Below are 25642 nucleotides of genomic sequence, written 5' to 3'. Positions count from 1 at the left end.
TCTAGGAAGTAAAATGCCCTTTTAGTTTATAGCGATGCCCTGGAAATAGTAGCTTTGTACTAGTCACTACAAAAGATTGAGACCATGTTCGTCGTGAAATCAACAAACAAGAAGAGCCAAGCGTGATATTCAATAGTTTTGCAGCTCGTTCATCAGCCTCAACGGCTTCAACAATATGTTCTCCCTCAGTTAGAGGGGCCACCATCGAAAGATAATCATGTGGTGTGATTGTAGAAAAATTCTGCTGTAAGTAATCAGGAGCAGCTAATGCATTCACATACCTATCTTCAATCTGTACTGCTATCTCATTCTCATAATGCACTATGATAGAATGAAACACTAAAGTCTCAGGCGCTATATTCAATTCGGCAGCCAGCGAGATCGATGCAGGGAGTTGTTCTAGCTTCATGATCTTGCAACTGTAATGATGATTCCTCGCCAAAATTTCAGCTTCAATACTGTGTATTTCAAATAGTGCTGATTGACCTTTTGGTTCAGCAACAAATGTTCCCACGCCTTGTACTCGCACGAGTAGCCCTTCAGCATTCAGTTCCCTAAGCGCCCGATTTGCTGTCATACGGCTACATTCAAATTGCTTTACAAGTTCAGATTCAGAGGGAACACGATCATTTGATTTCCATTCACCCGTATGAATTTTTTCTATAATCAATTGCTTTACTTGCAAGTAAAGTGGGATGGGAGTATCCCTGTTATTCTTTTTATTGGTGGTCACAATTATTCCCATTTCAAAAAGTAAAATACTAATTCAAGGTGCTATAGGCGACATTCAACGTTAATCGAAGAGCATAGATAACTATATGGCTCAACTTAATGAGTTGTAGTCAACTAACAACTTGAAGTTTGACGGATATAAATCTTTAAATTACATGTGGTTATTCTACATACTAAAATCAAAGATTACCTTAATGCGATAGAACCATTATTAATTATCTGAATCGATTGGCTTTTAATATTATCAAAAGCCGTTATTGTGTTACTTCGATGCTCATTGGTTGACTTAATGTATAACACAACATTTTGATAAAACTAATAATATTAGGTAATAAGGATTTTATGATTTTAATCATTAGAGCCATTTTCACCTTTAAACTTATTTTTATATCTATCTGTTAGGAACACTTAGATGCGGATAGCCAAGCATCACTCAAGGAAAACACAAGATATTCTCATTTTGTTCAAAAACATTTCACTTCAGTTATCTCTATAAAAATCATGCCTAAATAACAGCAAATTTTATAAACCTACATTTTAAATGATTAAAGATACATATTTGTACTTTATAACGTTCTTTCGAAAAAAGAGACAACATAGACATTCAAATAACGAATTAAAAAAAAGTAATCTACTGATATATATATGTTTTAATCGAGGTTTTATGTGTTTTGTTAGGATGCCGTTGGCTATTTTATCCTGACATCCCTTATGAAATTACTATTTTTCATAACTATCTATGCAGCGTGACATGTCACGTTTTTTCATTGTTAATGGCTTGTCTACTTATAAATTATGGTGGCTGATACTACCTTGATATACTCGCATATATAGCATCTGACTACCTTGTTCATAAATCATTTCAACTGGGTCTGCTGCATTCCAAACGATAAAATCAGCCTGATAGCCCACTTTCAATTGCCCATGACTTTCCTCTCGCCCCAATGCTCGCGCAGCGTGGCATGTCACGCCGGCCCATATTTCCTCAGGCGTTAATCTAAATAACACAGCGGCCATATTCATCACCATGCGAAGTGATGCAAAAGGACTCGTTCCAGGGTTGAAATCTGTGGATACTGCCATAGGAATTTGATGTTCACGTAATAATTCAATTGGTGGTAATTTAGTTTCTCTAAGAAAATAAAATGCACCTGGCAACAATACAGCAACCGTGCCGCTTTGTTTCAATGCTTGGATTCCTTTAAGGTCAAGATACTCAATGTGATCAACTGATAACCCTTTAAAACTAGCAACTAACTCGCTCCCACCAAGATTCGAAAGTTGCTCAACATGGCCTTTCACTGGAATACCTAACTTTTGTGCAGTAAGAAACAGTTTTTGACTTTGTTCAAGGGAAAAACCAACACTTTCACAGAATACATCAACCGCTTCAAACAACCCTTTTTCCCATAATGTTGGCATAATTTCATTACAAATCAGATCAATATACTCATCAGCTTTGCCTTTATATTCGCTAGGAACGGTATGGGCAGATAACAAGGTTGAACTCACCGTTACAGGATATGACTGTGCTAATCTTTTTGCGACAAACAATTGCTTTTGCTCACTATCAAAATCAAGTCCATAACCTGATTTCATTTCAATAGTTGTCACACCTTCACGGATCAATGCTTCTAATCGTGGCTGTGAAACATGATATAAATCATCTTCATTCAATGTACGTGTTGCACGAACGGTCGAGTTAATTCCACCACCTTGCTGACTAATAGTTTCATAAGAAACACCTTTCATCCGTTGTTCCCACTCAGCCGCTCTATTACCACCAAAAACGAGATGTGTGTGGCAGTCAATTAACCCAGGTGTGACTAAACGCCTTTCTAAATCTACCACTTTACCATTAACCATATCGAGCTTGGCTTCTGGAACAATCGCCACAATCAAGTTATTTCGGGTGACCATCGCATGATTTTCTAATAGCCCATACTCTGAGTTTAAATCCTGATCCATTGTAGCAATGCGACCATTTAACCAAATGATATCATTAGCAAGTATTTTAAATGACATAACCAGCCCTATTAAGATTAGAAATACATTATCGATACTCGTCACACCTAAAATTGCCGTGGTGTTAGCTACGAATATATGACGATAAAGTAACAGGTATATATATGTATATACAATTAGACTAATAAAGCACCTTTTGTCAATGTAAACTCGACTATTTGGTTAAAATTTTGTTATTTAAATCCAGTCATTCCCAATTCGCCTCTACATAATTCAGTATATAAATATTTATTTAGGCAGCTCAGACAACTTTTCTTTTTTGGTAAAGCTTGATAAGCCTAGGTAAGGCAACGACGAGAACTTAGGCTTATATCGAATATTCAGCTAGCAACAGCTTGAAAAATGACGCGTATATAGCGGTAGTATCAAAAAATAGGTTACACTAAAGCAAACAAGCTTAAGCAAAAAAAGATTATTAACAGAAAAATGAAAAATAAATTCGGATTACAAGATGATGATATTCATCTTTTTAATGAAGCAATTCGCGGGGCGAAAAAAATCCAGCAAGATCAAATATTGCATGTACCTATTCGCACTAAAGTCACACAACCTTCAAATAAAAAAGTGCAGCAAGAACAGGTCGATGCCTCATTTTATTTTTCAGATGAATTTCAACCACAGTTGGAGGCTGAAGGTCCAACACGTTATTTAAAGCCGGGCTCAAATCCTTACGAGCTCAAAAAATTGCGCCGTGGTGATTATGTGCCTGAATTATTCCTTGATTTACATGGCCTCACTCAGATGGAAGCTAAACAAGAGATTGGGGCACTTATTGCAGCCTGTAAACGTGAAAACGTGTTTTGTGCCTGTATTATGCATGGCCATGGCAAGCATATATTAAAGCAACAAACTCCTCTTTGGTTAGCTCAACATCCTGATATTATTGCTTTTCACCAAGCACCTAAGGAATGGGGAGGCAATGCATCCTTGCTGTTAATTATTGAAACTCAAGAAAGCGCTCGCCGTTAGGAAATACTCAATTTTGGGGCAAATTTTTTTGGTACTCAATTAATCCGTCATTTCATCTGTCGCTATTAATGAGTTTATATTCGCCAGATTTTACATTGCCAAGAACAGTTGATCTTTGAAGGTCAATTTCTACCTTAGTTAACGGTATTTTGAGTACGTTGAATGGTTTACAAACTAGGCAAGCGCTGCCCAACACAGTGAAAAATCGCAGTTAATCAAATCCAAAGGGCACTTTTATTTATTGTTTTAGAATTGTGGCGATGTTTTTAATCACTTTCGTGTTGGCTTGATACATCGCTGTTATTTTTAGCAATTAATTTAACGAAAATAAGTTACAAAGTTCAGCAGCCTTTAGTATTCAAGCAAAGCATTTTGCCTAAAATGATTTAGTGCATTCTCTAAACATTTTCTCAAAAAATAAGTTCAAAAGCCCCTAAGGGCTTACTTATTTAACTTGCGATTATTGATTACTGATATGAGTTGAGATGGACTAATCATCCAATCAAGATGAGCTTTTTGATGTTTAGCATCAATTTCAATGCATGCAATTGATGATGTCGTAAACATAGGTGGTGCTTCATTTGGGCACAGTTCTGAAACTAAATACCCAACCAACGGTAAATGTGAAACAACAAGAACTGCATTAGTTTCCATTACTGCTAAATCACGAATATGATCAGCAACAAACGTGGCATTTCCACTGGGTGTCAACATATCCATAACTTCCGATCGGGCTGAAATAACAAGGTTATCGCGGATCACTTGTAGTGTCTCTTCTGCTCGACGATAGGGGCTAACAAGGACTTTATCAATTGCTGGGTTACGTTGGCTCAGCCACTGTGCCATTAATACTGAATCGTCTATTCCCTTTTGGGTTAGTGCTCTTTCCGCATCGCTCGCTGCTTGTAATGCTGCATCACCATGACGCATTATATAAACTTGCATAATCCACCTTATTTACTCGTCATACCTCGAGTTAGCGTTGGCATATCGATGCTATCGAAACCTGCAACTCAAATTATCTTATTTATAGCCAGACAATACTGACAGACTCATTTTTATTAACTTAATAGCCCACACTATAAAGCAAAAAACTTCTACCGCATTCAAATCACAGTCTGACTAACTTCACCACATTATGCTGCATTACTAAACTGTTAACCAATCTACTCTTAAATAAACTTTAAGCCCTGCATTCCATGTGGTACTCGCTATCAAAAATTTCATCTAAGTTTTAAGTAGGTTACTCTTAATATTTAACAGAATTAGCTTGCCTTATATTTTTGTGAAAAAGACGTTTTACAGCATATTGGTGAATCGGTGTAAAAGTCACCATCATTTGTGGAGAAACGTGATTCTGCATCAAACAACCAGTAAATAAAATGATTTAGTTAGATTTTTTTGCTTTATTTATCCCGTGAATATTAATGAGCACCATTGTTTATACCCAAAATAATTTAAGATGCATGTAGGCGATTAGAACCATATTTGATGTATGCGGAAAGACATTTTTGTGGAGAATATTTGATATTCATAAAATAACAATAAGGCTAAATTGTCGTTAATATCGATGTTATAGGAACTACCTATAATGTAGTTCCCTTGACTATAGCTAATCTCACACCTTGATCAGCCAATAATATATGACCTTACTATTTTAAACACCTTAGCAAACGCTTACTGAAAAAATGTCTCATTTTTCTCTGCCATTTCACATAAGCGCTCACAAGGACGGAATTTATCGCCATAGAGCTCAGCTAAACGATTCATTGTATCTACCGTTTTTTGAATGCCTAAACTATCCATATAACGGAATGGGCCACCAAAGAACGGAGGGAAGCCAATACCAAATACGGCTCCAATATCCCCATCCCGCGCGTTTTGAATAATTTTTTCATCTAAACAACGTACGGACTCATTAAGCATCAGCATCACGCAACGTTCTGCAATATCAATTTTACTTAGGTGGTTTTTCGGGTCAATTCCAATCAAAGAATAGATATTTTTATCAACTTGACGCTTTTTGTTTTTTTTCCAAAAAAACAATTTAGATACAGGTTGATGCCCATACAGGTAAAAACCTTTGCCGTTTTTCTTACCCTTACGGTCGTCTTTGTTCACTTTATCTAATACATCAGGTGCTTTGAATCTATCACCAAAGCGATTAACAAGAACAGGTAAGATTTTAGTGCCGACATCAATTCCGACTTCATCTAATAAGTTAAATGGTCCCACAGGGAAACCAAAATCAACTAATGCATTATCAATATGCTCAATTGATTCACCGCTAACTAGGCACTCGGTAGCCTCACATAAATAAGGCGCTAATATGCGATTAACATAAAAACCCGCATCATCACCGACAACAATCGCTGTTTTACCCTGACGTTTAGCAAAAGCTACAGTCGTTGCTATCGTTTCGGCATCTGTTTGCCTATGAGGAATAACTTCAACTAATGGCATTTTATCAACCGGACTAAAATAATGTAGCCCGATAACTTTTTCTGGATAAGCTGCATTATTTGCAATTTGGTTGATTGGCAAAGATGAAGTATTAGAAGCAAAAATAGCTTTTCCTTCCGATAGCTGCTGCACTTCAGCTACCATTCTTTGCTTCAAAGGCAAATCTTCGAAAACAGCTTCAACTACAATATCGGCGTGTTCTAAGCCTTGATAAGTTAATGTACCGGATATTCTCGACATAATGGCATCACGTTCACGGGCAAGCATCCGTCTTTTGTTGACTCGTTGTGTTAACAAATCCCAGTTATAACGTAAGGCTTGAGTAACCCCTTTATCACTAACATCTTTGATACGAACTGGAAGATTACCTCGCATAGCGGTTACAAAAGCTATTCCGCCCCCCATCAACCCTCCACCTAAAATACCAACCTGTTTGATAGGTAACGGATTAGCCAATGCACCAGCCTCATTTTTTAATGATGTTGTGGCAAAAAACAAACTACGTAATGCCGCTGATTCTGGAGTCATGACCAATTCACCAAATGCTTTTGCTTCCGCTTCAAAACCGGCTTTAATTCCTTTTTCCATGCCAATTTTAACGACTTGGATAATTTTTTCAGGTGCTGGATAATGCCCCTTAGTTTTGTTTAGTGCGGTTTGCTTTGCACTCGAAAATACTTTGTTGCGAAATAGTTTGCTGCTTAATAACCTTGATTGCCAATGAACCGGAGCGCGGTGAACTTTTCCTCTTTTCACCATATTTACGGCAACATCTAATAAAATAGTCCCAGAGACTACATCATCAACAAGCCCAATTCGGTGGGCTTGCTTCGCTGTTAATTGCCTTCCGGTTAACATTAATTCTAATGCTTTGGGAATACCGATTAATTTAGGTAGTCGTTGAGTCCCGCCAGAGCCGGGCAATAAACCGAGTTGTACTTCAGGTAAGCCTAAACGCGTTTTATTGTCATCAGAGCAAACCCTTGCATGGCAAGCCAGTGCTAGCTCTAAACCACCGCCAAGACAAATACCATGGATTGCGGCAATAATCGGTAAAGGGTAATTTTCTAACTTATCGAAAAGTTTATGTCCTTCCCTAGATAGCTCACTAGCCTCATCTTTGCTTTTACAATTTGCAATCATGCTGATATCAGCGCCGGCAATAAAGCTATCTTTTTTCCCGGATGTGACCACTAAACCCTTTAAGCCTGATGTCGACTGTGCTTGCTGTAAAATAGCTAAAAATTGCTGTGCAAATTCAGCTTTTAATGTGTTGACTTTTTCGTTAGGAACATCAATGAAGATCACACCAACCGACTGAGAGTAAACTTCAAAACGGAAAGCATCTCTTGATACTTCAGACTGAGCTTCTGTTGCAGAATGATGTGACATTATTCTACCTCCAAAATCATTGCAGCACCTAAACCACCAGCAGCACAAGCAGTCGTCAAGCCAAACCCACCACCACGACGTCGTAATTCATGTAAGGTTTGTGTCACCATGCGTGCTCCCGTTGCTGCAAATGGATGACCATATGCAATAGAGCCACCTAATACATTAAATTTGTCCATATCAACTTCACCTATTTCCTTTGATAACCCCAATTTTTCTTGTGCAAATTGACGGCTAGAAAACAGTTTAATATTCGCTAATGTTTGAGCTGCAAATGCCTCATGCATGTCAATTAAAGTGAGATCCTGCAAGGTTAATCCTGCACGTTTGAGTGCAATTGGCGTCGCATAAGATGGACCTAACAACATATCTTGCCAAACATCAATGGCAGAGAAAGCAAAACTACGAATATAACCTAATGGCGTGTAGCCTAACTCCCTTGCTCGCGATTCTGTCATCATTAATACCGCGGCAGCACCATCAGTTAATGGAGTGCTGTTTGCTGCTGTGACAGTACCGAATTTACGATCAAAAGCTGGCTTTAATTTAGCGTATGAAGATAAAACAGAATTTGTGCGAACATTATTGTCTTGAGTAAATGCCTGTTTAAAAGGCGGCATATACGCAGTCATCACTTCTTGTTCAAGAACACCACTTGCCCATGCTTTAGTCGCGAGTATATGTGAACGATGCGCTAACTCATCTTGTTGCTCACGGGTGATATGATAGCTTTTTGCCATTTGCTCCGCTGTGTCACCCATCCGCAACCCCGTAGAATACTCAGCAACCGCAGGTGCAACAGGCAATAAATCTTTCAATCGTAGTGATGAAATTAATGATAACTTTTGCCCAATTGATTTGGCTTTACTTAAAGATAATAACGTTGCAGCCATTTTTATTGTGACGCCGATAGGCAATACCGATGAAGAATCTGCCCCACCCGCAATCCCAACAGAAATATGCCCCGCCATCATACTTTCAGCAACATTCGCCATGGCTTGAAAGCTCGTTGCACAAGCACGGGAAACACTATAAGCATCCGTAGAGATACTCATTCCAGTTCCGAGAACTATTTCACGTGCAATATTTGGTGCGGCGGGCATCTGTACCACTTGCCCAAATACCAGCTGTTCAATAAGGGACTTTTCAATACCACTTCGACTTAGCAGTTCCGCAACAACGACTTTTCCGAGATCAACCGCTGCAATGTTTTGATATGCAGTAGATTGCTTGGCAAAAGGTAAGCGAAGACCGCTGATAATTGCGATCCTTTCTTTTGCTGCATAAGAACCTTCGCCATGATGAGAAAGTTGATTCATGGTCACTCCGACTAAAATGAGATAACAATTTGGGGGCTATTGGACCTTGTAAACGTATTTTGTAGCAATTTCTTAAGTGGCAACTCTAAAAAAGAGATGAATATTTATATTTACCCAAGATGTTAGTTGTAATTACAAACGTAACAATTGCTATCAAAAAACCGCCAAAGAGGTCTGACCTGTTATTATTGTTAACATATTCGTCACATGAGGCAAATAGCCATCTTGAGAAAATGCGAGCTTGGGCACAACTTAATGAGAGGAAATGAAAAAATTGAGATCATGGCGGGAAAGTAAGTAAGAATTTTGATAGAGAGCCTTCACTATAATCATATTAATTATAGTGAAGGTGATATACTGTTAAACTTCAGACTTTATGCAGTTATAACTATTTTTAGTCTAAATTGTTAATCACCTGTTTGATTAACGTAAGCCTAATTGAAAAATCAAGCTTTCTGCTTCACAGCTAAATGTAAAGTCGACAGACAACTCTACGCCACCGTCAACGGCGGCAATTGAATGATTGATAACGCAAGGGTCTGATTCAACGGATCTCGCCTTTTCAATCAGCTGTTTCAACATAGATTCCGCTTCTTCTTGGTTTGCGAAAACATGCTGATACGATGCAGTGCAATCTTTATTATCCAAGATTGTACCGACATCTACACAACAGCAAGCTGCTGTTTCTTCTGCGCTGCAACGTTTAATCGCATCAGTCATTTAACTCTCCAAAATCAACAAACTATTAAGTTGCTATCATAACGCTGAAAAATAGGTAAAAACCAGCAAGTATCAGCTTTTATTCCTAACTATCTTCTATAAGTTTGATCTAACCCCTTAAATACCCCTAATTAATCTAATAACACACCTTAAATGTTATTTTTTTGTTAAACGCATCGCAATTTTGCAAACAATTTGGCGTTATTTAAAAAACATACTTGCAACATATCAGGTGGTCAGACCTATACTCTAGTAACTGGTCTGATTTGTCATAACGACAACCGACCCTACAATTCAGCGCTTCTTGCGATAAGAAGTCGCCTAATTTAAATAATATACAAGAGGGTTTTGGTCATGAGCCAGAAAAACCTGTTTACTCGATCAACTTTAGCAATAGCAATGGCACTTATTTCTTCCAATGCCGGAGCTGCTGGCTTTTTGCTTAATGAATATTCTACATCAGCGCTAGGACGCGCGTTTTCAGGGGCTGGTGCAGTTGGCGATAACGCAAGTGAAGGTAGCCGTAACCCTGCAGCGATGATGCTATTTGATCGCCCTGCTGTTTCAGTCGGTGGGGTATATATCGTTCCAAGCGTTGATATTAAAGGTAAAAATAATGATAGTCTCACCGCTAATAATATTGCACCAAGCGCTTTAGTTCCCAATGCTCACTTTGTTTTCCCAATCAATGAAAAATGGGCTGTGGGTACATCAATGACCACCAACTTTGGTCTTGCGACTGATTTTAAAAAGAATTATGCAGCAGGCCCTATTGGCGGTAAAACTGACCTCAAAACAGTGAATTTAAATTTGAGCGGTGCTTATCGTTTAAATGACAACTTTAGCTTTGGTTTAGGCGTTAATGCTGTTTATGCCGATGCAGAGATTACTCGACATGCGGGTGTATTAGCCCCCTCACTTGGTGTTAAACCTAGCGCAGAGGTTTCAAAACTCAAAGGCGATGATTGGGGATATGGCTGGAATGCAGGGATCCTTTATGAGTTTAATCAAGATAACCGTTATAGCTTTACTTACCGTTCAAAAGTCAAAGTCAAGTTTGGAGATGGTAAGTACTCCAACCAGATTTCAACCTTAGCCCCAGGTGGTACTGGTGGTAATACAGTAAAAGGAAAACTGGATCTGAATCTACCTGATGTATGGGAATTCTCAGGTTACAATAAAGTTGCACCACAATGGGCTGTTCACTATAGCGTCGCTTACACTGGTTGGAGCACCTTTAAAGATCTAACGGCTAATCGCAGCAGTGACGGTAAAGAACTATTCCATAAACCGGAAAATTTTAAAGATGTATGGCGTGTTGCAATTGGGACAAGCTACTTTTATGACGACAACTGGACATTTCGTACAGGTATTGCCTATGACGAAAGCCCAGTACCCGCTAAATACCGTTCAATTTCAATTCCTGACCAAGATCGTTACTGGTTAAGTGCCGGTACAACATACGCATTTACTCCAAATGCCTCTGTCGACGTAGGTATTTCTTATATGTACGGTAAAAAAGTTAATATCAATGAGAAATTGCTCGAAAATAACCCGCAATCTCCAGTATATAGTTTCAAATCTGAGGGCTCAGCTTGGTTATATGGTGTGAACTTTAACTATACCTTCTAATTACGACGTGTAGTGATTTAAGTAACAGGGGAGCACTCCCCTGTTACCCTCTAATCTCGCATACCAAAAAAAAGATAACGCCATTTATTCTCAAACTTTCGAATTAATATTTTTAAATTTTCTCATCATTTTTAGCAAATTAAATCTAATTTATCAGTAATATAGTAACCTGTTCTTTTATCGATAAAATGTGTATAAAATCTTCTCTAGGTGATTAAATTGTTATTCATGCAATAAATACCTAATCCAGCACTGTAAAACAGTTTCAGTTTCATTGTTTACTCATCAACCTGTTGTAAATAGTACTGCCATTCATTTTCATAACATCACATTCCCTGTATGTTCTTGTCATCCAATAACGTAAAATCAAGTCATTGTTTAGCTGCTACAGCATACAAAATAGGTAAACAAAGTCGCGTTTAGCAATCTTTTAAACAAATGAAAAGATCTTGCTACTCATTAATCCAAGAGGTTTAAATGATTAAATAGGAATGTACTATGGGAACATTATTTACGATTGGTTTTATGGGAATTTTAGGTGTTATTGCACTTGTTGATATGATTACGTATAGAGGGAAGTAAAGTAATGAAGAATAATGCGATCACTCTCTAGCGTTTAATAACAAAAGAGAGTGATCCCCACCAGACTTCATGCTGCTTGATAATTTACATTCGTTTAACTAGAGGTGTCGATTATTCATCCAACTAGCTTCGCTTTGTAAATACAAACATCTCGAATTATTTAGCATATAACTTCACTCAATGATTATCATTATTCATTTCTAATCAATAGAATCTAAATCACCTTCAATGGCTGATGCATTCGGATTTACAGTTGCTTTTAGTTCACCACCGCTCGATAAGAAATCATTGCGTTGGAAATAAGCTTCACGCATTAACAAATAAGGATCAGATGAGTTTTTCAGAAGCCCATCGGAATCAAGTAACTGTGAACGCGTTTCGATACCTTCTAAAGCCCATTTACCTGCGGACATCCAGAATGTCAGGTAACTCAGCATTGGATAAAAGTCATCAACTATGTCTCCGCCCTCTTCACGAATGGTAAAACTACCATAACCAGGCAACACCACATAAGGGCCGTAGCCAACATCATAGTAGCCTAAAGTGCTACCAAAACGTTTAGGCTCTTCTTTGGCAAGTTGCGGGTTAGCCATCGACGCAACATCGATAAGCCCTCCCATACCAAAAACAGTATTGAGGAAGAAACGGTTAAAATGCTTAAAGCCTTGTGTAACTTCACCTCGAGCAAAGCTATTCAGCATACTGGCAGGTTCTTCAAGGTTAACAAAAAAGTTAGTTAACCCATTTCGTGCTGGCATTGGAACATAATCGCGCCAAGCAACTGCAACAGGCCTTAAAACATACGGGTCTAATACATTGTAGTTGAAATTGAACATCGCTCGGTTAAAACCTTCAAGTGGATCAGAGCGCTCCTGAGTTTCAGGATTAATTGAACTCGAACACCCAACAAGTAAAACCCCCGCAAGAAGGACGCCACTCATGTGAAACTTCATAATCCTCTCCATTCCCTGTGCCACCCAGCCATGGCAATTTTTTAAATTATAAAACATGCTCTTGTATTAAAACTAGAATGATATAATTGTTACTAATTTGACCATTCAAAACAATTGGGTCGTAATAATGTCAACTATACCTTATTTATACGATTTTTTTTCATAGGAAATGTGATTAAATTTGCAATTAGCTTTTTTTGTTATGTAAAAATTGCAATATCCTGAGGTGCCTATCACTTTGTATAGGCTAGGCTTTAAAAAAAATTCGATTTATTATGCTGTTAACGTTTTAAACTGCCTTTTAGTACCAATCGTAGATAACAAAGACACTCCGTTAATTTAGCAGTACGTTGTTGAGGGTTGAGGAAATTTAGATGGTAACCTTGAATCTATTGGTGTAGCTGAGATCAGGTTTATCTTTTTGGCTAGAGAAACATAGATTGTGCAATATATAACCTGAAATCGTCACTTATTACACTTTTACTAAAGAAATTCTACGTAACAGCTTGATTCAGCTAGGCGTCAGAAGTAGAATGCGAAGCGCTGTAATCTAGAGCGTTCAATGTCCCCTTAGTTAAATGGATATAACGAGCCCCTCCTAAGGGCTAGTTGTAGGTTCGATTCCTGCAGGGGACGCCAGTTACAATCTACCAATATCTGTTAGGCTCGATAAAGAGTCTTTATAATCAATCCACAAACTTAATAACATCCATCAATTTCTATCTAACTCAATATAAACCAACAATCAACTGTAGGTTAAGTAGGAACTCATCCTGTTTAATGAAAAGTTAAGAGACTAACTTAATATTCATAAAGCAGACACTGCCAAACCTAATTAGAAATGCTCATGTCAGATATTCCCAGATTTTATACATACCCATGTAAGGATAAAACAAAATAAAATCAAATCAAATCAAATCAAATCAAAAGAAATTTAGCTTATAATAACGACTTCAATGAATAAAAAAAACACATATTGAAAAATAATTTCAATAATTATTACCCTTAAAACTATTACTACAGAATCGTACAACGCAAAAAATTTGATTAGTTAAATTTAGACTAATTACGTTCAGCGAGTATTCAAATATAATTTCCCCGCTAATGAAAATTCAGTGAATGCGAATAAATATGTCAATATGTTATTCTTTAAGTGACTAATATTATTTATAATAAAACAATTCTATAGCATGACTAGTTATTCTAGCCATGCTATTTTTATGATAAATAACTATAAATGAAAATTTAGTACATGTTATCAATATTAATTGATAATTTTAAACGAATATATTAAACAATACTTCCTTTCCATTAAATAACAACTAAAATGATGTCCGCTTATAGAAGCGATATTGTGGATGCCAAAAATTGCTGTCGATACTATCTCTTAAGCTTTTTTCAGAAATATTGGCAGCGACACCAGCCTGTTGTGCTGCGATAGCGACGTTATAAGCAATCAATTGGGTGACACCTTTAATATCTTTAATATCTGGTAATAAGGAACCATGGCCATCACAGACTAAAGGTGAAAGCTCTGCAAGTGTGCGACTTGCAGCCATCAACATACTTTCCGTGATGCGCCTAGCTTGACTAGCAACAACACCAAGACCAATACCTGGGAAAATATAAACGTTATTACACTGAGTAATAGAATAGTCTTCCTCATTATATCGAACTGATTCAAAAGGACTTCCTGTTGCAATAATCGCATTACCTTCTGTCCAACGTAAAATATCTTCTGGTCGAGCTTCCATACGAGAAGTTGGGTTAGATAATGGCATAATAATTGGGTGCGAGCAGTGATGATACATTTCACTAATGACTTCTTCACTAAATAGCCCTGGCTGACCTGTAACTCCAATCAATATTGTGGGTTTAACATTACGAATGACGTCTATTAATGAGAATCTATTATCCTGCTGTTGCCAACCTTCTAAATTAGCTATAGGTTGAGCTAATTTTTGTTGGAAAGGTACAAGGTTAATTTGATCATCAGTTAACAAACCAAAACGATCAACCATAAAAACTTTAGATCTCGCTTCTTGTTCGGTTAAACCTTCAAACACCATTTGAGTAATACAGTATTCTGCGATTCCACATCCTGCAGATCCGGCACCAAGGAAAACTATACGCTGATTTCGTAATAAGCTATTTGTCGCTCGACTAGCAGCCATCAGACAGCTTAACGTAACTGCTGCAGTCCCTTGAATATCATCATTAAAACAGCAAATTTCATGCTGATATTGTTCCAATAATGGCATTGCAGTTTGTTGAGCAAAGTCCTCAAATTGTAATAAAACATTAGGCCATCGATGTTTTACTGCACTAATAAACATTTCTACAAACTCAAAATATTCATCACCTGTAATGCGGGGATGGCGCCAACCCATATAGAGAGGATCATTAAGTAATTGAGAATTGTTAGTTCCCACATCCAATAATATAGGTAACGTGTTTCTAGGGTTAATACCACCACATACGGTATATAGCGATAATTTACCAATAGGAATGCCCATACCACCAATACCTTGATCACCTAATCCGAGTATTCGTTCCCCATCAGTTACAACAATAATTTTGATATCGGACTTAGTTACGCTATGGAGAATATCATCTAATAAATGACGATCAGGCCAAGAAATAAAGAGACCTCTAGCACGACGGTAAATGTCAGAAAAATGCTCACAAGCAAGACCAACCACAGGAGTATAAATAATTGGCATCATTTCCGAAATATGCTTACTCACCATGTAATAAAATAATGTTTCATTCGTGTCTTGAATATTACGTAAATAGATATGACGAGCGATATCTGATTTTGTTTCCAAAAATTGTTGATAAGCTCGTTGAGATTGCTCCTCAATGGTTTCTATTGTTGCTGGCAATAACCCATTGAGATTGAAAGCTTCGCGTTCTTGGCGAGTAAATCCACTCCCCTTATTTAAAAAGGGAGATTCCAGTAATAATGAGCCAGTATATGGAATATAAAGTGAATTTTCTTTTGCTTCATAATTCATTATTTGCTGCCTTGATACATAACTTTAATTAATATGAATGATTCTAATTTAGAATAATAAAAAATTAGTCAGCATCATCGCAATGATCCCACCGATTGCGGGGATCATTGTCCTTTTCACAATCATGAATGGAGAACATTCGCCAGCTTTACTTACAGCAATAATGACCCCCGCGACCGGTGAAATAGAACGCCCCATTCCTGCCATTAACTGCATAGGAAGGATCATATATACCGCTTCGGTACCAAATTTAGTGGCAATAGAAGGTGCAAGACCTGAGAAAGAGAAAAATGCAGCAACACCAGAACCTGTTAGTACAGCAGTAACACCCACCAGTAAAGTCATTACGATAGTCATGCTAGTGAAGCCAAAACCAGCGTTTTGTACTGATTCCAACAAGTAGTCGATAGCGCCAATTTTCTGCATTCCTTGTGCATAGATATCAGCACATACAAGTAATGAAACGATACTCGTAAACATACCACCCATGCCTTTGAAAAAGACTTGAACACCTTTACAGCAAGCTAGAAAATTACGTTTCATTATTATTTCACAAACAAAAGCAGTCAACGTACCAATAATCATCGCCGTCACTACGTCTATCTTAATAGTATCGATAACTAATGGACTAAAGACCAATACAAGGACAACAGGAAATATAGGCAATAGTGCGTAGAAGGAAGGGGCGCGTTCTTCTTGAGGTGCATCAGGATCAATAGCATTCTGAATAATGACCTCATGACCTTCTTTTTTATCGTAGTACTTAGCTGTAAAGAAAATGAGAATGGATACCACCAGCATGACTACAATTGCGATTGGCATCTGATAGTGCGCAAAATAAACAGCCGCTTCCATACCTGAATGCTTTGCCGCTAAATTAGCGGTACCAACAGCAGGCCCTAGATCCATGAATGCACATAATCCAATCATAGATGCAGCCGCAGCTTTACTTACACCTAAACGAACTAATACGGGAAAAAACGTTACTAGCAGTAACATTGCTAGTCCAGCAGCACTCGAAATAGCGACATGCAACATTTGCGCACAAATATAACCTAACGCTAAAATTAAATAAGGCGCTTTAATCAATTGCAGAGGTCGAATGCAAATATTGACCATCGCACTTGATGCTTTTATATGATCCATATAACTTGCGAACCCACCAGCCGCCATGATAATCAGACCAATCCCTGCGACTTGTGTTGATAAAGAGTTTTTAGCAAAAACAAAAATATCAAGCCATGTTGAACCACTGGAAGTTCCTTTATCATATAAAATACTTTTTTCTGGATAAAGGATAACAGTAATAGCAAGTAGAATGAGACCAGCTAGCAATAATACCGTTTGTGCTTGGTAATTTTTAATAATTAACCATGCAGCAATAATAGTAATCACTATTGCGATTATAAATGCAGTCATGCGGTGTATCCTTTTATTTTTTTTCGATTAAAAATATCACTATTGGTAAAATTATATTTTTATTGATTTGATGTCAGAGTTAATCGTTAAAGCTTGGTTTTTATGCAGTTATAGTAAAATTAAGGTATAATTAACTAAATGAGAAAGTTATTTTCTCACAATAATTTGTGCGCATAGTCTCAAATCGAGAAAAATCATATAATGATTAGATTATTTTCACATATTTCAGTTTATAAATAAGGCGTTAATAAAAATCCAAATAACTACTATAATTTAGGAAATGGTTAGCAATGAAAAAAAATGATCAATTAACATTCCAGGAATATATTTTTCAAACTACACAATTAAATTCTTTAACTGAATCAGAATATCGATTGAATAATTATATTCAAGAACACTTTAATGAACTTCCATTTCATGGCATTGTTGATCTCGCAAGGAATGCTAATGTTAGTAAAGCGACAGTCGGAAGATTTCTAAATAAATTAGGATTTACTGGTTATTCTTCATTTCGACGTGCCTTAGAAAAAACACTTTCTGAACAAAAATTAATCCCTCCTTTCGAATTAGTATCCAAAACACATAGAAAAGTAGATATCACGACTCGTGAAATTGTTGATGAGTTTAATAAAAACATAGCTAGTCTATTTAATAATTTTAAAGATGACATCAATATTGAAGCTTTAGATGAGCTTATTACACTCATTTTAGATACGGAACGACATATCTATGTTATTGGCCCCTCGTCTTCCCATGCAATGGGAATGCATTTCACTACCTTGATTAAATATTTTAGAGACCAAGTTACTCTACTATCTATCGACCCAGGTGACTTACCAAAATCATTATTGAACGTATCTAGCCAAGACGTAATAATTGTATTTTCTTATTACCGATTTAACCGATTGGTCATTAGGACTACCGAATGGTTTCGTAAGAAAAAAGCAACCGTTGTGTTGGTCACTAATTCAGAATCTAATCCTTATGGTAAATTTTGTGATTTGCAGTTCGTCTTACCTAGCGATGCTCAGTCAGTGTTTAAAAGTCGTATTATTGGGTTTTTCTTTATTGAGCTAGTTCTGCATTTAGCATATGAGAAAGGTGATGGAGAAGGAAACTTTGAGCGGTTAGAAGAGTTATTTATATTCTTTGAAACGTTTTCCGCAATGCCTAAATAACTAATCACAGGTAATTCCCGTAAATAACTATTAATGGGGATTACCTGTAATCAAATGATTTATAGCTAAATGTTTATTTCTGTTGCTAAATCATCAAAATAGGCAACTGTTTCATCAATAAGTTTATCATTCGCGCCGAGATAAGAAGATGGGTCACAAGCAGAAATAATTTCGTCTTCTTCTAATATCTCTCTTATCTGCTTACAGTTAAGAGCTAATTGTTGTAAATCCTGTGAACCATCAGCATCTTTCATCAAGTTTTTCATTATGCTATACCCTTGATCACGACCTATCTTTTCGGCTAATCTCATCGAAACCGATTCTGACATAATAAAGTTTTTAGATGCGCTAAAATTCTCTCTCATTCTCTGTTCATTCACTACCAGATGTTTAATCAGACGGCTCGCTCTCTCTAGACTAGTTGAAAGCACCAATGCAGATTCGGGTAGTATGGACCAATTTAATACTCGCATAGATGCGGCGCGTATATCCTGTTGGTCGAGTAAATTAGTTGACCCCGAGGCATACATCCATCCCAAACGAGAAAAAGTCTGAATCATATTGCTAGCTCGAGGATTAGTTTTATGTGGCATAGTACTCGATCCTCCTCCTCCCTCACCTTCTCTAACTTCTGCGATAGAAGCTCGTCCCATATTTTCGACATCATTAGCAATTCGACATAACGTTCCGTGAACTAATGCGAAGAACTGAATAGCCTGAACTACATTATCTTGACTAGCATTCATCATACCTATAGGTGTTGATAAACCTAAAGCTTCCATTAACTTTTTACGAGTTTCCATTCCCGCATGTCCAACAGATGATAAATTACCTACGGCACCACCATACAGGCCAGTAATTGCATTTGGATATAAATTATCGAGACGTTGAATATGACGAGTAACTTCGCCTAAATAACTACTAACTTGTAATCCCCAAGTTGTCGCAGATGCATCCATCGAGTTCGTTCTTGCTACCATGACAGTAGATTTATGTCTTAGAGTCATAGTTTTTAAGTATTCGCCTAACTCCATAAGCTGTCTACGAACTAAAATTAACGTCTGCTTCATCCTCATAGCTAAAGCTGAGTCCAATAAATCCTGAGTCGTACATCCCCAATGTAAGTATTTTTTTACTCCCGGAGTACCGGAATCGGTAATTTGGTCAACGAGAGGTTTAATTGCCATCCCAACTACTTGAGTCTCTGACGCCAAACGAACCCAATCTATTTCAATAGAACTGCAAATTTCCACAATTTCATTTGCAGCTTGAGTAGGAATAATATTTAACTCTGCTTGTACCGTTGCAATCGTAGATTCGAATAATAACCAGCAATGAATGAGATTCTCATCAGACCATATTTGCTTCATCTCTGGTTGCGTAAACAGGGATGAATACAGCTCTGAATCAAAAACTGAACTATTACTACCTTGCATTATCTGCTCCTGTATATATGGATAGGCAATCATCAATACACAAATTCCAAGCTCATCAATTTATTTAAAAAATGCCAAAAGCTCAGTACTGTCTGTATTCCCTATTTCTAACCATCACTAAATGTTGTATTGCTCATAAATTACATGAAACATTCTTATATTCAGCTCAACTAGTGACATTACTTATCACTAAATATATTTATTTTGCATGCGAGGCATACTGAATTAACTAACCTTATATGCATATGAGAATATGAGTTTCCCTTTGCTAACCATACGTTTTTTTCCAAAATAGTGATGCAATTAACATAATTAATTATTTAATTAGCAAAGCCCCCCCGCACAAATTTAATGATTGATAATCATATAAAATAAAAATTTATATTTCATGTTATTTTGTGTTTGACATCACTATTTAGATTGGGAATTTATTATTCCCGTATCTTTTCATAAGAACAGTTACTAATAATATTTTTTCAAAAACTCACTAATTAAAAAATTAAATTTTAAAAAAATAATCTACCTACTTTTATTACACATAAGGCAAACATGAAAACCAAAATAATATCATTAAATATATTAATGTGCGTAAGTTCATCTGCTTATTCGATGAATATATATAAGGATAAAGAAACTCTTCTAGATATTTACGGTCGTTTAGAATATCAATTTGCGCATGGTGATGCTTCATTTGCAGAAAATGACTCACGAAATCAATTCAGTGGTAGATTAGGTTTATATATGGAACGAGATTTATCATTGCTCGACGAAACAAAAATTATTGGTAAATTAGAATGGCAAGTTCGTACAGAGAAAGATGATAATAAAACCAAAGATAAAGATTTGGATGCTCGTTATGCTTATTTAGGTTTGTCGCATGCACGTTACGGGGAATTAATTGCAGGTCGTACTCAAAACCCACTTTATCAAGTTATGAAAATGACAGATAAATATAAAAACTTCACTCCTAATGTTTATAACTATGGAATAAGTTCAATTGATGACTCCTATCAATATAATCGCCAAGATGGGACTCTTCAATGGAATGCTCAATATGATGGACATCAACTACAAGTAGCTTATGTTGCAGGCAATGGTAATAGTAATAATGAAGCCTTTGACAATGCAATGATGATTAGCTATCGCAAAATGTTTTCAGTAGGGGACTTTAAAATTACACCTGCTATTGCTGCTAGTGAGTTTAAGCGCAAAGACAATCCAAAGAAAAAGGTTACTGATGGCCGTAAAAAAAACCAACAAATTATGGGAGGAATACAGCTTGATTACAAAAATGCATCTCTAGCTATAACTGCTGGAAAAGTTTCCATTGAGAGAGATAAAAAATCAGATAATGATTTTATTAGCTTTGATTCCGTCGCATCCTATCAAATAGATAAAGTTAAATTTTTAGCAGGTTATAGTTTCTTAGATGAAGATGGTAAAGATATCTATGAAAAAGAAGGTTGGAGAACTGAAGCTCAATTAACATTAGCGAAAAAAACTTATTTATCGTTAACTTACAATAAAGAACTAGCCAATAAAAATGCTAAAACTAATGATGATGCCGTGATTTTGGGTTTACGTTACGATTTCTGAGGATTGATAAATGAAGAAAATATTTATACTAATAACATGTGCGATAATTTCAATAACCCATTCTTGGGCTGAAACTTTAATTGCACCGCAACCAAATGCTAAATTAGATGGAGAAAATAAAGTTGTTGCTCTCTACGGTAATTCATACATGCATTATAACAATAATATTAATACACGGCTCCGTGATCTCACTCGTTCATTATTACCTCATCAAGCTAAAGGATATTCCTACCGCGGTATCACCATTTCAAGTGGACATTTAGGGTGGCATGTTCCTAACTTAGCATTTCAAAATACTTTACAAAAATGGGATGTAGTTGTTTTACAAGGTAATTCAATAGAGCCTATTTCTGCAAAAGAAAAAACTCGCCAAGATTTTACTGATGCTGCTAAAAAAATGGCAGATATGGCCCATAAAGAAGGTTCAAAAGTCATTTACTTTATGACTTGGGCAAATAAAGATACTCCAGAACAAACTGAAAAGTTGTCCAAGGCTTATCAAGAGATTGCACGTGAAACTGGGGGATATGTTGCCCCTATTGGCTTAGCATTTGCCAATTCAATAAAAGCGTATCCAGAGATTGACCTTTATCACAGTGATGGTAAGCATCCATCCTTAGCGGGAACTTATTTAGCTGCTTGCGTGTTATTTGCCACTCTTTATGACCACTCTCCGGTTGGCGGTGCATTACCCGTCGATAGTGATATGTCAGAAAAAACCGCGCAAGCATTACAGCAAGTCGCTTGGGATACGGTTACAGAATTTCGTCGATAGAGCTGACTAATTATTATTAAAATATCTTCCTAAGCTGAATACATTCAAAGTTGGGAAGATATTTCCGTTTTGTATACATCTCTTGGGTTTTGGATCATTGGAGCATAATTAGCTTGAACATTCGAGTTAACAAGCATCAAACTACTGAAGCAACAATCCACTGACATAGAACGACTTAATAGGCGTATTTTACCTTTCATTGTCCGACAAAAGTGGCCGCTAACTTGGCAGAAACGAGGATGAAGTGTGAGGTTAAACATAATTAATACGCCTATTCGTTATTCATAAGTCACCGTGATGGTGACGCTAGCTGTAAATTTTCCCAGTTTTAATTCACTGGGCTCAATCGCACTGACCAGTTGAGCCTGGATATCCATTCGATATTCCGTGTCATTGATGCGCTCAGGGTCAATACGCTGTTTTTGGCTCACTTCCAACGAATGGACCGCTCCGCCACGTCATAAAAATTAATGCCGAGTCCTTCTATGCTGGTCGATAAAATATTCTTTCCATTATAATCCAATGAACTACTCCCCTTAGGGTTTAGAACAATAGCTAAGGGGTTAGAAAAGTTCCCCCCCTGATCTGGTCACAAAAATCGGCTCTCACACGTGATGGTCAAAAATTTCTAAAATTATTACGCCATTCCTGCCAAAACTATCAGTGGTAAATATTCGTTGATAAATCGCTCAGTAATCGTTTGCAACGGTGCTGTAAAATTAAAGATATTAATGACATCGGTTCATTCGGTTTTTATTTCGCTCAATTAAGTCTGAGTATGAAATTATCGGTTGAGCCGCCATGCTAGGTAACGATAATTTCAGATTCACCATTTCATAAGCTATTTTATGTTGTATTAAACTGAGACCTTATCATTCAATTGATAGTAAAAACACGCCGCCTGCCCCCATGTATTTTCATGTGAGCCATATCTCTCATCCGTTAATTGCCAAACGATGCCATCATAAATAGTAAAAGGCATTTTCATTTTATCTATTCTAATTCCAGAATAATCATAAACAATGCCATTGTGATGAACATCATCAAGTAAACGTTGGCGCTCCGCACGCTCCCCGTAAATTGCACTAAATCGCGATCGCATCTGCAAAAACTCTTCACGAGAATATTTGAAACATGTCAGTGCAGTTTGATTGGCATAAATAAAATATGGGTCGAGCAACGCATCATGAGCAACAATGGCGTAAGGAGCACACTCATGTAGCCACAAATAGCGATCATCAATGTCATCGGGTACAGGTAACGGAGAATTATTTAATCGCATAAAACACATATCAATTTTTTTCAATAAATCACGCTCTAGAAATATTTTCATATTGATTCCGTTAAAGGTTATTAATACGAGGGTTTTCTCCAAGTACTTGATTTGCATCAACAGGGATTTCAATCAGTAATGAAGTAGTACCTATACAGAATGGCCGTGTTAATAATTTTTCAAGATTATCAAGGTCAGGAGCTAATTTTACCGCGTCCCATCCACTCGCTTTTGCGATAGCACAATAATCCAGAGGCACAATATTAGTATGATTATTTTCATTAGGTAAATTTGGGATGATATTAGGAAGACCTTGGCTCACGATTCCTAGGCTCGCATTGTTTAGTAAAAACATCACTAATCCAAGATCCCTAGCCTCCCCAAGAGACCCAGAAAATAATCGAAAACAACCATCACCAGTAAAGAAATAAATTGGTTTTTCAGGTTCCGCCAGCCTCGCACCAACAGCTAACCCAAAAGCACCTCCCATGGAAGAACCACGATATAATGAATAAAAAGAGATGTGATTATTAGGCCGTTGAAGTACATATTGGCGATCTTTATACGCGAGACACACGTCATCAAAAGCAATTGATTCCTTTGCCCAAATTTGATCCAATTTTTGATATAGACTTACCATATCGACAAAACCATTTTGATGCTTTGCCAAGCGACGGTTGTTAAGATTGTTCGGGGCTGGCATTCCAGAAATAATGCCTAAGTCAGACTCATTTGCAGCAGATATAAGCACACATAGTAAGGTATTTAACGAACCAAGATAGTGGGAGTAATAACCACAAGTCGCATGCCGATAGCTATGATTTATTTGTCCATAAGCATCAGGTATCTGACTAAGATAAAAAGTATGATAAGCGTTAAATGGGCGAAGATTGACAGTATATTCGTCTGGACAAGCCCCGAGTACTAATAAAACGCAGTCATGGTTAATTCCTTGATATATTTCGGTTGCTTTATCATTTCCCCCAAAGGAAATATAACCATATCCATACGTATTTTGTCGTTCTACTGCGTTAGCACCATTAATACTCCAAATAGTGGCTGCCTTAAGTGACGTGCTTAATTGTGAGGTAATTCTTTTGGCATTCGGGGATCTTGACATCTCTTCTCCAACTAAAATAACCACTTTTTTGCCTTTAACTGCCTGACAAAATTCCGTGATAAATTTAGCTGTTACATCGTTAGGATAATTATCAACAATATTTGTTTTAATAGAAGTAAGCGATATCTGTGTATTTAATGCTTTGTGTACTAGAACGAAGACAACGGGTTTTGAGTTATTCAATTGGTGGTGTGCTTCATTGAGTTGATCCGCCAATGTGTTTGGGTTATCTAATACAAAAATACCATCCGGTAGCTCACAACGTAATTGTTCTATCATATTACTCCCAAGTGCCGAAGTATCTTGCAGAGGAGCAAGACCAGATACGCTAGAATCTGACTGAGCGACAATAAAAACAGCTGGGATATCATGGTACTTAGCATCACTTAAGCCACATCCTATCAACTTAGTTGCCGCACCAGTTGTGGCAACCGCAGCACTGATTTGACCATTGGCCAAAAAATGTCCGAGAGGAACAAAACCTGCGCTGTACTCTCCTAATGTCATAAAATTAGGGCAAGATGATTCAAGTAACTTATAAGCTTGAAGATATTTTAAAAAATGAATAACGCCTCCTCCGGTTACGCCAGCATAGTGCGTTATTCCCCAATCACTTAAGGTATCAATCATAAATTGATATCCCGTTTTTACGGAAGTGCCCTCTTGATTATCCAGCATATTCGTCACCTTACTAATCAGTATAAAATAAATATAATTAGATTATAATTTCACTAACCAATAGTAATGATATAAAATCACCTTAGACATATATCCTATTAAAATCATTAATTGTGAGTTTATTTTAAATGTAGAACTCTATTGTTTATTTTACAAATCACTATTTATTAGTTAATTTTAAAAATATAGCCACTCAACCAAACCATGACATTTACAATAATCCCCTCCCCGCTTATAATTACTTAACGAGTTAATTTTAAATTTACTATAACTCACCTTATTAAAACAAACAGTAAGATTTTAAAACGCCCAACCTATTAAATCAAAATCAATCAGCATATGGAAATAAATCTAATTGAATTT

General features: G+C 36.9%; 19 protein-coding genes and 1 tRNA gene. 6 read left to right on the top strand and 14 right to left on the bottom strand.

Features of this window, described 5'->3' with window-relative positions:
• Position 1: 1 nt before the first annotated feature.
• Together hutC and hutI are read right to left on the bottom strand one after the other, a co-directional pair.
• Positions 2–745, bottom strand: coding sequence for a histidine utilization repressor (hutC, locus tag OOA_RS03110; protein ID WP_040690763.1), 744 nt, complete (start codon positions 743–745; stop codon positions 2–4).
• A 773-nt stretch (positions 746–1518) separates the two neighbouring features.
• Positions 1519–2757, bottom strand: a complete 1239-nt coding sequence (gene hutI, locus OOA_RS03105) for an imidazolonepropionase (protein ID WP_008910665.1) — start codon at positions 2755–2757, stop codon at positions 1519–1521.
• A gap of 426 nt (positions 2758–3183) precedes the next feature.
• Between hutI and smrB the strand changes: the two genes are divergently transcribed.
• The gene (gene smrB / locus OOA_RS03100) at positions 3184–3726 is read left to right on the top strand and encodes an endonuclease SmrB (RefSeq protein WP_008910664.1); all 543 of its coding nucleotides are present in this window, start codon (positions 3184–3186) and stop codon (positions 3724–3726) included.
• A gap of 441 nt (positions 3727–4167) precedes the next feature.
• Here smrB and sixA read toward each other — a convergent pair whose 3' ends face one another.
• From sixA to OOA_RS03080, 4 genes are all read right to left on the bottom strand, one after another.
• The gene (sixA, locus tag OOA_RS03095) at positions 4168–4671 is read right to left on the bottom strand and encodes a phosphohistidine phosphatase SixA (RefSeq protein WP_008910663.1); all 504 of its coding nucleotides are present in this window, start codon (positions 4669–4671) and stop codon (positions 4168–4170) included.
• A 732-nt stretch (positions 4672–5403) separates the two neighbouring features.
• Complete coding sequence (fadJ, locus tag OOA_RS03090) at positions 5404–7581, bottom strand: fatty acid oxidation complex subunit alpha FadJ (protein ID WP_008910662.1); 2178 nt, start codon at positions 7579–7581, stop codon at positions 5404–5406.
• Positions 7581–8900: an acetyl-CoA C-acyltransferase FadI gene (gene fadI, locus OOA_RS03085; protein WP_008910661.1), complete on the bottom strand. Its 1320-nt coding sequence runs from the start codon at positions 8898–8900 to the stop codon at positions 7581–7583. The genes fadJ and fadI overlap by 1 nt, the downstream gene beginning before the upstream one ends.
• Before the next feature lie 423 nt (positions 8901–9323).
• On the bottom strand, positions 9324–9620 hold the full coding sequence (locus tag OOA_RS03080; protein ID WP_008910660.1) for a YfcZ/YiiS family protein: 297 nt from the start codon (positions 9618–9620) through the stop codon (positions 9324–9326).
• A gap of 354 nt (positions 9621–9974) precedes the next feature.
• On the opposite strand from OOA_RS03080, the gene fadL reads away from it, so the two are divergent.
• Positions 9975–11252, top strand: coding sequence for a long-chain fatty acid transporter FadL (fadL, locus tag OOA_RS03075; protein ID WP_008910659.1), 1278 nt, complete (start codon positions 9975–9977; stop codon positions 11250–11252).
• 782 nt (positions 11253–12034) lie between these two features.
• Here the strand turns inward: fadL and mlaA are convergent.
• Positions 12035–12787: a phospholipid-binding lipoprotein MlaA gene (gene mlaA / locus OOA_RS03070; protein ID WP_008910658.1), complete on the bottom strand. Its 753-nt coding sequence runs from the start codon at positions 12785–12787 to the stop codon at positions 12035–12037.
• Positions 12788–13351: 564 nt separating this feature from the next.
• Here mlaA and OOA_RS03065 point away from each other — a divergent pair.
• Positions 13352–13426: transfer RNA gene (locus tag OOA_RS03065), tRNA-Arg, on the top strand.
• A 683-nt stretch (positions 13427–14109) separates the two neighbouring features.
• On the opposite strand, the gene OOA_RS03060 is transcribed toward OOA_RS03065, so the two are convergent.
• Positions 14110–15804 carry an NAD-dependent malic enzyme gene (locus OOA_RS03060; RefSeq protein ID WP_008910657.1) on the bottom strand — a complete coding sequence of 565 codons (1695 nt, stop codon included), beginning with the start codon at positions 15802–15804 and terminating at the stop codon, positions 14110–14112.
• Between the two features lie 48 nt (positions 15805–15852).
• Entirely contained in the window at positions 15853–17223 is a 1371-nt protein-coding gene (gene dcuC, locus OOA_RS03055; protein WP_008910656.1) for a C4-dicarboxylate transporter DcuC, read from the bottom strand.
• A gap of 290 nt (positions 17224–17513) precedes the next feature.
• Here dcuC and OOA_RS03050 point away from each other — a divergent pair, with 290 nt between their 5' ends.
• The gene (locus OOA_RS03050; RefSeq protein WP_008910655.1) at positions 17514–18401 is read left to right on the top strand and encodes a MurR/RpiR family transcriptional regulator; all 888 of its coding nucleotides are present in this window, start codon (positions 17514–17516) and stop codon (positions 18399–18401) included.
• 65 nt (positions 18402–18466) lie between these two features.
• Here OOA_RS03050 and OOA_RS03045 read toward each other — a convergent pair whose 3' ends face one another.
• Positions 18467–19837, bottom strand: coding sequence for a class-II fumarase/aspartase family protein (locus OOA_RS03045; protein ID WP_008910654.1), 1371 nt, complete (start codon positions 19835–19837; stop codon positions 18467–18469).
• A 549-nt stretch (positions 19838–20386) separates the two neighbouring features.
• On the opposite strand from OOA_RS03045, the gene OOA_RS03040 reads away from it, so the two are divergent.
• Both OOA_RS03040 and OOA_RS03035 read left to right on the top strand, forming a co-directional pair.
• On the top strand, positions 20387–21433 hold the full coding sequence (locus OOA_RS03040) for a porin (protein ID WP_008910653.1): 1047 nt from the start codon (positions 20387–20389) through the stop codon (positions 21431–21433).
• Between the two features lie 10 nt (positions 21434–21443).
• Positions 21444–22208, top strand: coding sequence for an SGNH/GDSL hydrolase family protein (locus OOA_RS03035; RefSeq protein WP_008910652.1), 765 nt, complete (start codon positions 21444–21446; stop codon positions 22206–22208).
• 44 nt (positions 22209–22252) lie between these two features.
• Here OOA_RS03035 and OOA_RS21195 read toward each other — a convergent pair whose 3' ends face one another.
• From OOA_RS21195 to OOA_RS03020, 4 genes are all read right to left on the bottom strand, one after another.
• On the bottom strand, positions 22253–22468 hold the full coding sequence (locus OOA_RS21195) for a hypothetical protein (protein ID WP_148284491.1): 216 nt from the start codon (positions 22466–22468) through the stop codon (positions 22253–22255).
• A gap of 18 nt (positions 22469–22486) precedes the next feature.
• A complete protein-coding gene (locus OOA_RS20585) occupies positions 22487–22645 on the bottom strand; it encodes a fimbrial protein (RefSeq protein ID WP_008910651.1) in 159 nt (52 codons plus the stop codon).
• A gap of 419 nt (positions 22646–23064) precedes the next feature.
• Positions 23065–23541 (bottom strand): MEKHLA domain-containing protein, encoded by a 477-nt coding sequence (locus OOA_RS03025; protein ID WP_008910650.1) that lies wholly within the window; start codon positions 23539–23541, stop codon positions 23065–23067.
• A gap of 10 nt (positions 23542–23551) precedes the next feature.
• Entirely contained in the window at positions 23552–25279 is a 1728-nt protein-coding gene (locus OOA_RS03020) for a thiamine pyrophosphate-dependent enzyme (RefSeq protein WP_008910649.1), read from the bottom strand.
• Positions 25280–25642 lie beyond the last annotated feature (363 nt).

Source organism: Providencia burhodogranariea DSM 19968, from assembly GCF_000314855.2.
Classification (GTDB): domain Bacteria; phylum Pseudomonadota; class Gammaproteobacteria; order Enterobacterales; family Enterobacteriaceae; genus Providencia; species Providencia burhodogranariea.
The sequence above is the reverse complement of the archived record's forward strand: the minus strand, read 5'-3'. Positions and strand labels throughout refer to the sequence as shown.

Bases quoted from the DNA above. Each gene is read 5' to 3' on its own strand.
- OOA_RS03050 (WP_008910655.1), top strand. From the start codon at position 17,514: ATGAAAAAAAATGATCAATTAACATTCCAGGAATATATTTTTCAAACT.
- hutI (WP_008910665.1), bottom strand. From the start codon at position 2,757: ATGTCATTTAAAATACTTGCTAATGATATCATTTGGTTAAATGGTCGC.
- OOA_RS21195 (WP_148284491.1), bottom strand. From the start codon at position 22,468: ATGTTTAACCTCACACTTCATCCTCGTTTCTGCCAAGTTAGCGGCCAC.
- fadI (WP_008910661.1), bottom strand. From the start codon at position 8,900: ATGAATCAACTTTCTCATCATGGCGAAGGTTCTTATGCAGCAAAAGAA.
- smrB (WP_008910664.1), top strand. From the start codon at position 3,184: ATGAAAAATAAATTCGGATTACAAGATGATGATATTCATCTTTTTAAT.
- OOA_RS03080 (WP_008910660.1), bottom strand. From the start codon at position 9,620: ATGACTGATGCGATTAAACGTTGCAGCGCAGAAGAAACAGCAGCTTGC.
- sixA (WP_008910663.1), bottom strand. From the start codon at position 4,671: ATGCAAGTTTATATAATGCGTCATGGTGATGCAGCATTACAAGCAGCG.
- hutC (WP_040690763.1), bottom strand. From the start codon at position 745: ATGGGAATAATTGTGACCACCAATAAAAAGAATAACAGGGATACTCCC.
- fadL (WP_008910659.1), top strand. From the start codon at position 9,975: ATGAGCCAGAAAAACCTGTTTACTCGATCAACTTTAGCAATAGCAATG.
- OOA_RS03045 (WP_008910654.1), bottom strand. From the start codon at position 19,837: ATGCAAGGTAGTAATAGTTCAGTTTTTGATTCAGAGCTGTATTCATCC.
- mlaA (WP_008910658.1), bottom strand. From the start codon at position 12,787: ATGAAGTTTCACATGAGTGGCGTCCTTCTTGCGGGGGTTTTACTTGTT.
- OOA_RS03040 (WP_008910653.1), top strand. From the start codon at position 20,387: ATGAAAACCAAAATAATATCATTAAATATATTAATGTGCGTAAGTTCA.
- OOA_RS03060 (WP_008910657.1), bottom strand. From the start codon at position 15,804: ATGAATTATGAAGCAAAAGAAAATTCACTTTATATTCCATATACTGGC.
- OOA_RS03025 (WP_008910650.1), bottom strand. From the start codon at position 23,541: ATGAAAATATTTCTAGAGCGTGATTTATTGAAAAAAATTGATATGTGT.
- OOA_RS03020 (WP_008910649.1), bottom strand. From the start codon at position 25,279: ATGCTGGATAATCAAGAGGGCACTTCCGTAAAAACGGGATATCAATTT.
- dcuC (WP_008910656.1), bottom strand. From the start codon at position 17,223: ATGACTGCATTTATAATCGCAATAGTGATTACTATTATTGCTGCATGG.
- fadJ (WP_008910662.1), bottom strand. From the start codon at position 7,581: ATGTCACATCATTCTGCAACAGAAGCTCAGTCTGAAGTATCAAGAGAT.
- OOA_RS03035 (WP_008910652.1), top strand. From the start codon at position 21,444: ATGAAGAAAATATTTATACTAATAACATGTGCGATAATTTCAATAACC.